We start from the raw sequence: 10,611 nt of genomic DNA, 5'->3' as shown, positions 1-10,611 counted from the left end.
GCGGCTTTCGCTACGCTGGCATTCAGCGCCGGATGGCCAAGCTGCGCCGTTTTTTCGACTTCAGACCTTCACTCCGGATCGCGTGAACACGACTTCCGACCAACCCGCCGTGCGCATGACCGGTCTCCGCCTCGATCGCGGCGGCCGCACGATCCTGCGCGACGTCGACTTCGTCGTGCCGCGCGGCAGCGTGACGGCCGTGCTCGGTCCGTCGGGCAGCGGCAAGTCGACGCTGCTCGCCGCGCTCACGGGCGAACTGGCGCCCGCCGCGGGTCGTGTCGAAGTGTTCGGCGAATCGGTGCCGCAGGCGCAGAAGCCCCTGCTCGCGATGCGCAAGCGGATCGGCGTGCTGCTGCAGGGCAACGGTCTGCTGACCGACCTGACGGCGGCCGAGAACGTCGCGCTTCCGCTGCGAACGCACACCGATCTGCCCGATGCGGTGATCCGTCGCCTGGTCGAGATGAAGCTGCATGCGGTGGGTCTGCGCGCGGCCGCGGACCTGTTCCCGCGCGAACTCTCGGGCGGCATGGCGCGCCGTGTCGCGCTCGCCCGCGCGCTCGCACTCGATCCGCCGCTGATGGTGTACGACGAACCGCTGACGGGCCTGGACCCGATCGCGAGCGGCGTGGTCATGAGCCTGGTGCGCCGCCTCAACGAAACGCTCGGCATGACGAGCATCGTGGTCACGCACCACGTCCACGAGACGATGCCGGTGGCCGACCACGCGGTGGTGATCGCGAACGGCCGCATCGTGTTCTCCGGCACGCCGGCCGAACTCGACGCGACGCGCGATCCCCTCGTGCGCCAGTTCCTCGAAGGGCAGCCCGACGGTCCCATTCCCTTCGACATGACGGCGCGCGCGCCGGAGGCCGCCTGATGCCCTTCGTCGCCGCCACGCGTTCGCTCGGCGCCGCCGGTCTCTTCGCGCTCTCGGTGTTGCGTGCGTCGAAGCCGACGCGCGACTTCTTCGCCGAACTCACGCGAGAGATCTACAAGATCGGCGCGCGCTCGCTGCCCATCGTGGCGGCGGGCGGTGCGTTCGTGGGCCTGTCGGTGACGCTGCTCGGTTATCGCGCGCTCGAGACCTACGGCGCGACCGGCCAGGTGAGTGCGCTGCTCGGCCTCGGCCTGTATCGCGAACTCGGGCCGGTGCTGACCGCGTTGTTGTTCGTCGGCCGCGCGGGCTCGTCGATCGCGGCGGAACTCGGCCTGATGCGCGCGACCGACCAGATCACCGCGCTCGGCCTGATGGCGATCGATCCGGTCGCCAAGACCGTCGCGCCGCGTTTCTGGGCCGCGGTGCTCTGCGTGCCGCTGCTGACCGCCTTCTTCATCAGCATGGCGATCGCGGCCGGCTACTTCGAGGCGGTGCACGTGATCGGCATCGACTCGGGCACGTTCTGGCAGACGATGAAGGACAGCGTCGATTTCCACGACGACTTCCTCGTCGCCTTCATCAAGGCCGCGCTCTTCGGCGCGGTGTCCGCGCTGGTCGCCGCCTACGTGGGCTTCCATGCCGAACCGACGATCGAGGGCACCTCGGTCGCCACCACCCGCGCGGTCGTGAACGCCTCGCTGCTGGTGCTGATGTTCAATTTCGTCCTTTCCGCATTGCTGTTCAGGAGTTGATGACCATGCGTGGTCCCCGTCTCGAATTCGCGGTCGGCGCGTTCCTGCTGCTCGCCCTGGCGAGCCTGCTGGTCCTCGCGATCGCCTCGACCAACAACAAGTGGGGCTTCGGCGGCGATTCCTATCCGCTCACCGCGCGCTTCTCCACGATCGGCCAGCTGCGCGTCGCGGCGCCCGTGAAGATCGGCGGCGTGGTCGTCGGCCAGGTGTCGGAAATCGGCCTGGATCCGCAGAAGTTCGACTCGATCGTCACGCTCTCGATCAACAGCCGCTACAAGGACCTGCCCGCCGATACCTCGGCAGGCATCTTCACCAGCGGTTTGCTCGGCGAGAGCTACATCGGCCTGACCCCGGGCGGAGATGTCGAAACCCTGAAGGCCGGGGACGAGATCGCCTTGACCCAGTCCGCGGTCGACCTCATGCAGTTGGTCGGCAAGTACATGTTCGCCGGCGGTGGCGAGAAGACCGCCCCGGCCGCCGCCTCCACCTCCGCCACCCCCACGGAAGAGATCCCATGAAGCGAAACCAGTCCGCTGCCAGCGCATCGTTGCGCGGCATGCTCCAGCAGGCGCTCGTCGCCGGTGGCGTCGTGGTCGCCCTGACGCTCGCCGCTTCCCCCATCGTGCGCGCGCAGAACGCGGCGCCCGCGGCCCCGGCCGCCAACGCCGCCGCCGCGATGCAGGGCTCGCCGAGCCAGCTCGTGCTCGCCAACAGCACGCGCATCGTCGCCACGCTCGAAAAGCGCCGCGACGAGTTCAAGACCAACCCGGCCGCGCTGAACAAGTTCATCGCCACCGAATTCGATCGCATGTTCGATCGCGAGTACGCGGCGCGCCTGGTGCTCGGCCGCCACGGCCGCGGCGCCGCCGAGGCGGACGTGAAGGTGTTCGCCGATGCGTTGTCCGACAGCCTGATGTCGCGTTACGGCTCGGCGCTCCTGAGCTTCGACACCGGCCTCAAGGTGCGCGTGAAGAGCGAAACGCCGCTGCGCGGCGGCGCGATCGTCAAGGTGTCGAGCGAGTTCATCCGCGCCGGCGGCCAGGCGACGCCGGTCGATTACCTGATGCGCAAGACCGGTGCGCAGTGGCAGGTGTTCGACGTGATGGTCGAGGGCGTGTCGTTCGTGCAGACCTTCCGCACGCAGTTCGATGCGCCGCTGTCCAACAAGAGCATCAAGCAGGTCGCCGCCGACCTGCGCGCCGGCAAGCTCCAGGCGCAGGCGCAGTAACGCCTGATGGAAGCGGCGATGAAGGAAGCGGCCCGCAACGCAGCGCCCGTTGCCGTCGTTCGCGACGGCGACATGCTGGTCGTCAGCGGCGCGCTCGTGCGCGCCGCGGTCGCCGGTGCGTGGACGCGGGCGTTGCCGCTGATCGCCGGCGTGCGTCGCATCGATCTGGCGCAGGTCGCGGAAGTCGACAGCGCGGGCATGGCCTTGCTCGCCGAGCTCGCCGCCCGCGCGGGCGGCGGCGTGACCGTTGTCGGACACCCGGCCGGCCTGGCCGATCTTCGCGCGGCCTACCGGCTGGACGATTCGCTCGCCTTCGCGAGCGCCTGACGTCCGTTCAGGACACACCGTCCCAGCGCGCCCCCCGAACCGCCCATTAAACTGCCCGGCATGGATCGCCCCCTCGTCCCCCTTCGCGCGCTGCTGGCCGGCGTGCTCGCCGCCTGCACGCCGTTGGTGTTCGCGCAGGAAGCGCCGCCGGTTGCGTCTTCGATCGCGATGCCGGCGACCGTTGCGGCGCCGGTGTCCGTTGCCGCGCCGACGAGCGTGGCGACGCCGGTGTCGATCGCGACGCCCGCGTCGATCGAGTTGCCGGTCGCATCCTCTGTCGTATTGCCGGTCGCATCTTCGATCGCGTTGCCGTCGTCTTCGACGAGCGCGGCACCCGTGTCGGCCGATGCGGCAACGAGCGACGCACCGACCAGCGCGGAAGAAGACTTCGACGCGATCTACGGCACGGACTACGCGCAGTACGGCGACCCGACCCTGCCGACGCCCGCCGAATTGCCGCAGGCGTTCGATCCGTGGGAACCCTTCAACCGCCGGATGCATTCGTTCAACAACGCGGTGGATCGCACGATCGCCAGGCCGTTGGCGAAGGCGTACGTCGCGGTGGTGCCGCGTCCGCTGCGCCTCGGCGTCAGCAACTTCTTCTCGAATCTCTACCAGCCGCTCAGCGCGATCAACAGCCTGCTGCAGGGCAAGCCGAAGCAGGCGGGCCAGGCGCTCGGCCGTTTCGCGATGAACATGACGCTCGGCATCGGCGGCATCTTCGACCCCGCGTCGGACGCCAGGCTGCCGCACGTCAGCGAAGACTTCGGGCAGACGCTCGGCGTGTGGGGCTGGCGGAACTCGCGCTACGTCGAGTTGCCGCTGTTCGGTCCCCGCACCGTGCGCGACGTGTTCGGCATGAGCGGCGATGCACCGTTCGGGTTGTTGCGCGGTGTCGAAGACGACAAGTTGCGCATCTTCCTGCAGGGCCTGCAGCTGGTCGACGTGCGCACGCAGCTGCTGTCGGTGGATGCGATGCGCGAAGGCGCGACCGACGACTACGTCCTCGTGCGCGACGCGTGGCTGCAGCGCCGCAATTACCAGATCTGGGGCGACCGCCAGCTCGACGACGACTCGACGCTGCCCGACTACCTGCGCGAAGAAAACAACCCGACCGTGCCGATCGACGCGATCCCGGTCACGCCGATGGATGGCGGCTGACGCTCAATCGCCGCCTTCGCGCTGCGGGAACGCCAGCGCTTCATCGTCGTCTTCCGGCTCCAGGGCCGCCGGCAACTTCTTCTTCCCCTTCACGCCCAGCTCCGCGAGGCGACGCGCGCGCGGGATGACTGCCTGCGGCGAATCCTCGAGGCGATTGCGCGCGGCGCGCCACGCCTTCTGTGCGTTCTCGAGTTCCGCGCCCACCGAGGTGAAGTCGGCCAGGAACGCGATGACCGAATCGAGCAGGTGCCCACCGGTCTCGCTGATCTTCATCGCCTGCTTCTGCAACTTGTCGCGCGTCCACAGGCGATCGGCGACGCGCAGCATCGCCATCAGCGTGTTGGGTGAGGCGAACACGACGCCCTTTTCGAACGCGTCGGTCTGCAACGTATCGTCGGTGCCGAGCGCAGCCGACAGCGCACCTTCGATCGGCACGAACGCGATGGTGACTTCCAATGCACTCGCGCCGACCGCGCGCGGGTAGTTGCGGTCGGCGAGGTCGCGCACGTGCTGGCGCAGCGCGATCGCGTGGCGACGCATCGCCTCCTGCTGGGCCTCGGGCGTGTCGGCGTTCACCGCCTCCTGCCATGCGATCAGGTTGACCTTGCTGTCGACGACGATGCGGCGGTCGTCGGGCAGGCGCACGATCACGTCGGGGCGCAGGCGGCGGCCTTCTTCGTCGGTGCTCGACTGCTGCCGGTCGAAGTGCACGCCTTCTTCCAGGCCGGAGCTGCGCAGGACGCTCTCGAGCATCAGCTCGCCCCAGTCGCCGCGCACCTTGGCATTGCCCTTCAGCGCGCGCGTGAGCGAATCGGCCTTCATGGCCATGTCCTGGTTGAGCGTCTTGAGTTCCTGCACGGCGCCGAGCAGCGACGCGCGTTCCTTCGCTTCGTCGCCGTACACGGTGTCGATGCGCTGGCGGAAGGCGCCGAGCTGGTCGGAGAACGGTTTGAGCAGCAGCTCGATGTCCGACTTGGATTGGCCCGTCGCCTGACGGACGTTGTGTTCGAATTGCTGGCCGCGTTCGGTGAAGGCCTTGCCGGCGAGTTCGGTGAACTTCGCGGAGAGTTGTTCCTGCGCGTTGCGCACGAAGGCTTCGGTGTCGGCGCGCGCGCGCTGGGCCTGGTCGGCCTCGGCGCGGGCGCGCTCGATGGCGACGGCGTCCTCGCGCGTGCGTTCGCGCAGGCGCTCGACTTCGGAGCGCAGGGTGTCGCGTTCGCTGGTGCGCGCGGCGAGCTCGCCTTCCAGGCCCGCGGCGCGAACCTGGCCGTCGATGTCGGCGGCGGGCTTGCGCCGCAGGACCAGCGCGCCGATCGCGAGCCCCACCGCCAGTGCGAGCACGCAGCTCAGGATCAGGGTGGCGGTCATGCGAAGGTCCTCCGGTCAGGCGTGGCCAGTGTAATGCGCCGCGCGCATCTCAATGGCTGCGACCGCCGGGAAAAACCTCAGTCGAGCACGCGGCAGAACACCGCCTTGAGGTAACGCGACTCGTGCGCCTGCGCGAGGAACGGATGGTCGGGACCCGCACCGGAGATTTTCAGCACCTGCACCGTGCGGTTCGCGTAGAACGCCGCGCGCCGCAGCATGTCGAGGAACTGTTCCTCGCTCACCAGGCCCGTGCACGAGAACGTCGCGAACAGACCGCCCGGCTTCACCACGCCGAGCGCGAGCTTGTTCATGTCGAGGTACTTCTTGAGCGCGGGGATCACCTGCTCGCGGTCGCGCGTCATCTTGGCCGGGTCGAGGATCACGACGTCGAACTGCTCGCCGTTGTTCGACGCATCGCGCAGCCACGGGAAGATGTCGGCCTGCACGAAGCGCGGGCGCACGTTATTCAGTTTCGCGTTGCCCTTGGCGATCTCGATGACGTCGTTGTCTATGTCGATGCCGACGACTTCGCTCGCGCCGCGCGCCGCCGCATACACGGCGAAGCCGCCGGTGTTGCAGCACAGGTCGAGCACGCGCTGGCCCTGGCACAGGTGCGAGAGCCACTCGCGGTTGTCGCGCTGGTCGGCGAAGAAGCCGGTCTTGTGCGCGCCCGCGGGGTCGGCGCGGAAGCGGATGCCGTGTTCGGTGATGATCGCCGGCGCCGCCGGCTCGCTGCCGCGGAAGTCGAACGACTCCTGCTTTTGCACGTGTTCGTCGGCGAAGGAATGGAAGCGGCAGCCGGGGAACTGTTCGCGCAGCGCGTCGTAGATCCACTCGCGATGGCGGAACATGCCGGCGCTGAAGAACTCGACGACGAGCAAATCCGCGTAGCGATCGACGACGAGGCCGCTCAGGCCGTCGCCTTCCGAATGCACCACGCGCCAGGCGTCGCTGACCTTGTCGAGCTGCAGGACGTCGCGGCGCAGGTGCACGGCCGCGGCGATCTTGCGCGCGAACCATGCGGCGTCGACGGCGATGTCCGGATTCGACTCGAGCAGACGCACCGCGATGCGCGAATGGCCGTTGTAGAAGCCGCGGCCGATCCAGTCGCCTTCCACGCCGATCACATCGACGATGCTCCCGGGCTTGGGCCGCACGGCGGGCTTTTCGACGAGTTTCTGGAAGATCCAGGGATGCGACGACCGCCAGGCGTTGCGCAGGCGGACGGTGGTGGGTGCGGGGGCGTCCATCCGCGCATTTTACCCGCCCCCTTGTGCCGGCGGCCGGCCGGCGCCATCACGCGTGCATGCACCTGCCGACCGACGCGCTCCCCGACGACCTGCCCTCACAACGCCTGCGCGACAAGCGCCGACTGCAGCGGGCCGTGCTGTGGTCGATCGGGTCGGCGCTCGCGCTGTGCATCGTCTTCGCGTGCCAGCAGTGGTTGCCGGTCGATGCGCTGGCGGTGACGCCGTGGTCGGCCGCGGGCCTGTGGGGCGTGCTCACCGCGCCGTTGCTGCATGGTTCGCCCGACCACCTGGTGTCGAACCTGCTCGCGCTCGCCCTGCTCGGCACGCTCGCCGGCGCGGTCTATCCGCGCGCGACGGTGCGCATGCTGCCGATCGCATGGCTGACCTCGGGCCTGGCGGCTTGGTTGCTCGGCGATGCGGGTTCGCATCACCTCGGCGCGAGCGGCGTGCTGCAGGGCCTGGCGTATCTCGTCGCGACGCTCGGCGTGCTGCGTCGCGATCGCGCGTCGGTCGCCGCGGCGATGATCGCGTTCACCTTCTCCGGCGGCATGCTCGCGGCGGTGTTGCCGCACGATCCGACGGTGTCGTGGCAATCGCACCTCGGCGGCGCGATCGGCGGCGTGATCTCCGCATTCGCGTTCCGCTACAGCGACCCGCCCGCCCCGCGGCACCGTTACAGCTGGGAGCTCGAGGAAGAAGCGGCCGACGACATCGACGACGCCTCCAATTCGATGTAACCCGACGGCACGAGCGCGGTCGCCAGCATCACTGCGTTGATGTCTTCGTGCGCGCGCCAATGCGGGTCGCCGCTGCGTTCGACATCGCTCCAGGTGTCGATCAGCTTGCGCGCGAGCGGCACCTGCGCAACGAGATGGTCGAGCGCCTTGCGCAAACCGGGTTGCGCGTCGAGCGACGCGGCGTCGCGTTCGAGCACGCACCACAGGCGCGTCACCGCTTGCAGGCCGATCGCCAGGCCCAGTTCGCGGAACGCGAGGCGATGCGCGAGCGGCCGCGCGAACGGTTGCGTCGCCAGGTAACGCGACAGTCCGCTCGCCGCCGCACCGACCACGAGGCCGAGCAACGGATTGTCGCCGGGCCGCACGCGCAGCAACTGCGCGACGCGATACGCATCGACGAGCAGGCCGCCGATGCCGAGCGGATCGTCGGTCGCGAGGTTGGTGCCCGCGACGATCGCCGCCATCTCGCGCAATTCGACGTCGAGTTCGGGGCCGAATCCGACCCGGCCCTGCGGGCGATGCGCGCGCAACTGCAGGTCGGTGATCAGCCCGTCGAGCGGATCGTGCTGGCCCATCGACGCGACCAGCGGCGCGGACAGATCGATGCGCATCTTCCAGTACATGCGCATCGGCGCGCCGGGCGCGGGGGCGTAGGTGAAGGCGCGATGCGCGGACTGCGCGAGTTCGCGCGCCCAGCGACCGGCGTCGGCCTGCCCGGTGCAACGCGAGAACTGGTCGAGCGCGTGCATCCAACGGGTGAGGTAATGGAAGTACTGGCCGTCGCGTTCCCATTCGAGTTCGGCGTCGACGAGCGCATCGGGCGCGCGCTCCGGCAACGGCTTGCCGATGCGCAGGCCGCCGCGCGTGGGATGTTCGCGCGCGGTCTGGTCGTCCATGCCGCCGATCCAGCCGGTGCGCGCGTCGTCGGGGCGATGTTTGCCGAGAATCGCGTGCACTTGTTCGACCAGGCGTTCGGCGCACTCGATGTCGCCGAGCGCGAGGAAGTTGCAAACCGCGAAGGCGTCGGTCCACAGGTAGCGCTGCGGTGGCGCGTTGCCGATGACGCCCGTGCGCAATGCGAAGTCGTGCATCAGTGCAGCGGCGGTGCGGGTGGCGTCGTCGCGCGACGAGGTGGGCGGTTTGCGTGCCGGATGCGGAGCCATGCGCGGATGATCGCGTCGCGTTCGCTGCCGTTTCGTGAAATGCGTCGTTCAGTTACCCGAACGCAGCTGGCGGTCGTGTTGGCGCGAGAACAGCAGCAGCGACACGATCGCCCCGCACAGGCACAGGAACATGTCCCACTGCGTGTCCCACACGTCGCCTTGCGTGGCGAGGAACGCATCGGCGTCGGCGCCGTAGACGAGCGCCGCCCACCATTCGAGCATCTCGAAGAACGCGCTGAAGCTCAGCGCGGCCGCGATGCACAGGTAGGTCAGCCATCCGCCGGGACGCAGCGGAGTGAGGCGCAGGAGCAGTTCGCGCGCGAGCAGCGCAGGCACGAAGCCCTGCATGAAGTGGCCGACCCGATCCCACGGATTGCGCACCACATCGAACCCGAGCGCTTGCGCACCGTCGCGCAACGCGAAACCGATCGGCGTCTCCGAGTACGTGTATGCGCCGCCATGGATGAGCACGAGCGCATGCAGCGCGAGCAGGCACGACAGCAGGAGCGTGAGGGGGAAGGTCTTCCACTTCCACGCGACGAGCGGCAGGCCGATGAAGACCCACACGACCTCCATGAACCAGGTCATGCGGTCGGTGGGGTTCAGCGCCGAGGCCAGCAGGGCGCCGGCGACCACGGTCACGAGGGCCCAGGCCTCTGCCCGGGTCGGCGGCCGCCTGACGTTGTTGACCGGGGAAACCCTCGCAATGCTGTCCATGCCGCCCCTTCTTCACCGGTTTTTCGCGCCGGAATCATCGGGCGGGCCGGAGGATCGACGCAACAACGCAAGCGGCTTGCGCCGCCGCGCACTAGGATGACCTCATGAACTCGACCACCGCCACCCCGAACCGCGTCGAACACCAGCTCACCGACAAGGGCTACGTGCCGGTGTACACGACGGCGGTCGTCGACCAGCCCTGGTCGAGCTACTCGCCCACCGACCACGACGTGTGGGAGACGCTTTTCGCGCGCCAGCAGCAAGTGCTGGTCGGCCGCGCGAGCGACGAATTCCTGCGCAACCAGCGCGCGATGGGCATGACGCCCGACCGCATCCCGAAGTTCGAAGACCTCAACCGGGTGCTGCGCAAGACGACCGGTTGGGAGCTCGTCGGTGTCGAAGGGCTGCTGCCCGAGCTCACCTTCTTCGACCATCTCGCCAATCGCCGCTTCCCGGTGACCTGGTGGATCCGCAAGCCCGAGCAGATGGATTACCTGAGCGAGCCGGATCTTTTCCACGATCTGTTCGGCCACGTGCCGCTGCTGATGAACCCGGTGTTCGCCGACTACATGGAGGCCTACGGCCGCGGCGGCGTGAAGGCGCACGGCATCGGCCCCGAGGCGCTGGTGAATCTCACGCGCCTGTACTGGTACACGGTCGAATTCGGGCTCATCAAGCAGAGCGACGGCCTGCGCATCTACGGCAGCGGCATCGTCAGCTCGAAGGGCGAGTCGATCCATTGCCTCGAAAGCGCCGCGCCGAATCGCATCGGCTTCGACCTCGAGCGGATCATGCGCACGCGCTATCGCATCGATACCTTCCAGAAGACGTATTTCGTCATCGACAGCTACGAGCAGTTGATGGAGGAAACGCGACCGGACTTCACGCCGATCTACGCGCGGATCGAAAAGGAAGGCTCGATTCCCGCCGGCGACGTGTTGCCGAACGACACGGTGTACAACCGCGGCACGGGCGAAGGCTGGCTCAACGACGGCGACGTTTGATGCGTCGTCGCTGACGCGGCGACGTTG

The 10,611-nt window shown here is 68.5% G+C and carries 12 protein-coding genes; 8 read left to right on the top strand and 4 right to left on the bottom strand.

The features are described 5' to 3' along the window. Positions 1-115 precede the first annotated feature (115 nt). The 6 genes from LK996_RS08530 to LK996_RS08505 are packed head-to-tail and all read left to right on the top strand — an operon-like array spanning position 116 to position 4,345. Complete coding sequence (locus tag LK996_RS08530; RefSeq protein WP_230526885.1) at positions 116-877, top strand: ABC transporter ATP-binding protein; 762 nt, start codon at positions 116-118, stop codon at positions 875-877. Then, complete coding sequence (locus LK996_RS08525) at positions 877-1,629, top strand: MlaE family lipid ABC transporter permease subunit (RefSeq protein WP_230526672.1); 753 nt, start codon at positions 877-879, stop codon at positions 1,627-1,629. The genes LK996_RS08530 and LK996_RS08525 overlap by 1 nt, the downstream gene beginning before the upstream one ends. Beyond that, positions 1,629-2,147: an outer membrane lipid asymmetry maintenance protein MlaD gene (gene mlaD / locus LK996_RS08520; protein ID WP_230526671.1), complete on the top strand. Its 519-nt coding sequence runs from the start codon at positions 1,629-1,631 to the stop codon at positions 2,145-2,147. Before LK996_RS08525 ends, mlaD begins: the two co-directional genes overlap by 1 nt. 38 nt (positions 2,148-2,185) lie before the next feature. After that, the gene (locus LK996_RS08515; protein ID WP_230526884.1) at positions 2,186-2,857 is read left to right on the top strand and encodes an MlaC/ttg2D family ABC transporter substrate-binding protein; all 672 of its coding nucleotides are present in this window, start codon (positions 2,186-2,188) and stop codon (positions 2,855-2,857) included. 18 nt (positions 2,858-2,875) lie between these two features. Then, positions 2,876-3,184: an STAS domain-containing protein gene (locus LK996_RS08510; RefSeq protein WP_230526670.1), complete on the top strand. Its 309-nt coding sequence runs from the start codon at positions 2,876-2,878 to the stop codon at positions 3,182-3,184. Positions 3,185-3,244: 60 nt separating this feature from the next. Then, positions 3,245-4,345 carry an MlaA family lipoprotein gene (locus tag LK996_RS08505; protein WP_230526669.1) on the top strand — a complete coding sequence of 367 codons (1,101 nt, stop codon included), beginning with the start codon at positions 3,245-3,247 and terminating at the stop codon, positions 4,343-4,345. A 3-nt stretch (positions 4,346-4,348) separates the two neighbouring features. Here LK996_RS08505 and LK996_RS08500 read toward each other — a convergent pair whose 3' ends face one another. Together LK996_RS08500 and LK996_RS08495 are read right to left on the bottom strand one after the other, a co-directional pair. Beyond that, complete coding sequence (locus LK996_RS08500) at positions 4,349-5,713, bottom strand: DNA recombination protein RmuC (RefSeq protein ID WP_230526668.1); 1,365 nt, start codon at positions 5,711-5,713, stop codon at positions 4,349-4,351. 77 nt (positions 5,714-5,790) lie between these two features. Continuing rightward, positions 5,791-6,963, bottom strand: coding sequence for a class I SAM-dependent rRNA methyltransferase (locus LK996_RS08495; RefSeq protein ID WP_230526667.1), 1,173 nt, complete (start codon positions 6,961-6,963; stop codon positions 5,791-5,793). Between the two features lie 56 nt (positions 6,964-7,019). On the opposite strand from LK996_RS08495, the gene LK996_RS08490 reads away from it, so the two are divergent. Further along, the gene (locus tag LK996_RS08490) at positions 7,020-7,700 is read left to right on the top strand and encodes a rhomboid family intramembrane serine protease (RefSeq protein ID WP_230526666.1); all 681 of its coding nucleotides are present in this window, start codon (positions 7,020-7,022) and stop codon (positions 7,698-7,700) included. Here LK996_RS08490 and LK996_RS08485 read toward each other — a convergent pair. Both LK996_RS08485 and LK996_RS08480 read right to left on the bottom strand, forming a co-directional pair. After that, positions 7,637-8,863, bottom strand: a complete 1,227-nt coding sequence (locus tag LK996_RS08485) for a hypothetical protein (RefSeq protein ID WP_230526665.1) — start codon at positions 8,861-8,863, stop codon at positions 7,637-7,639. The two genes, LK996_RS08490 and LK996_RS08485, sit on opposite strands and share 64 nt — an antisense overlap. 48 nt (positions 8,864-8,911) lie before the next feature. Continuing rightward, positions 8,912-9,580, bottom strand: a complete 669-nt coding sequence (locus LK996_RS08480; RefSeq protein WP_230526664.1) for a DUF2238 domain-containing protein — start codon at positions 9,578-9,580, stop codon at positions 8,912-8,914. Between the two features lie 104 nt (positions 9,581-9,684). On the opposite strand from LK996_RS08480, the gene phhA reads away from it, so the two are divergent. Then, the gene (gene phhA, locus LK996_RS08475) at positions 9,685-10,584 is read left to right on the top strand and encodes a phenylalanine 4-monooxygenase (protein WP_230526663.1); all 900 of its coding nucleotides are present in this window, start codon (positions 9,685-9,687) and stop codon (positions 10,582-10,584) included. Positions 10,585-10,611 lie beyond the last annotated feature (27 nt).

Origin of the sequence: Noviluteimonas lactosilytica, from assembly GCF_020866925.1 — a bacterium.
Lineage (GTDB): Bacteria > Pseudomonadota > Gammaproteobacteria > Xanthomonadales > Xanthomonadaceae > Noviluteimonas > Noviluteimonas lactosilytica.
Note: the sequence above shows the minus strand (reverse complement) of the source record. Positions and strands in the feature narration are given on the sequence as shown.